This is a genomic window from Polaromonas sp. P1_G2 (assembly GCF_056405515.1).
On sequence record NZ_JBFUBY010000801.1, the window covers coordinates 1 to 554 of the forward strand.

Annotated in this window: 1 protein-coding gene; it reads right to left on the minus strand. The window is 55.4% G+C overall.

Features of this window, described 5'->3' with window-relative positions; translation table 11 throughout:
- Positions 1–279: 279 nt before the first annotated feature.
- Positions 280–459: a hypothetical protein gene (locus AC1D0P_RS27680; protein WP_477679657.1), complete on the minus strand. Its 180-nt coding sequence runs from the start codon at positions 457–459 to the stop codon at positions 280–282.
- Positions 460–554 lie beyond the last annotated feature (95 nt).

The window sequence follows — 554 nt, forward strand, 5'->3', positions numbered from 1 at the left end:
AGGCAGACAGGTGTCGGCGCGATAAATGGCCTCAACCGGCTTTGTGAAGCGGAGCGACCATGGAAAGCGCTCCAGCAAGCTGTCCACCTCCAGCCGTAAGGCTTCGAGGACTGCGGGCGTCGCGTCATGCGATGGTTTTTCCATTGCAACTCACTGAAAAAATAGAGCGATCGGCAAATTATGGCATGAAGCCGTTAAGATTGCGTGCGCCCGAACCTCAAGTCCAGCGTCTGCGGAAGACCCCGGCTCTTTGCCGGGGGAAGCTTGCGTGCGGAACGACTAAACGCGACCGAAGCCCGCTGCAAAGCGCACTTGCCACACGCGGTCAAATTTGCGGCGCGTTAGCGTTAAAGGCGAGGGCTCCCAGCTTATGGTCGCTTCGCTCTTGATATTGAAATGATCGTCGCCATCGCCGAACTCGATGTCGCCGACGATCCTGCCGTGATTTTCAGGCATCATTTCAGAAGTGTTGATGCAGTGGATCGAGAGTTGCGGCAGGCTTGATCTAACTCGACTTGTTGCAGTCGAAATTTGCGTTCAAAACGCACCAAGTC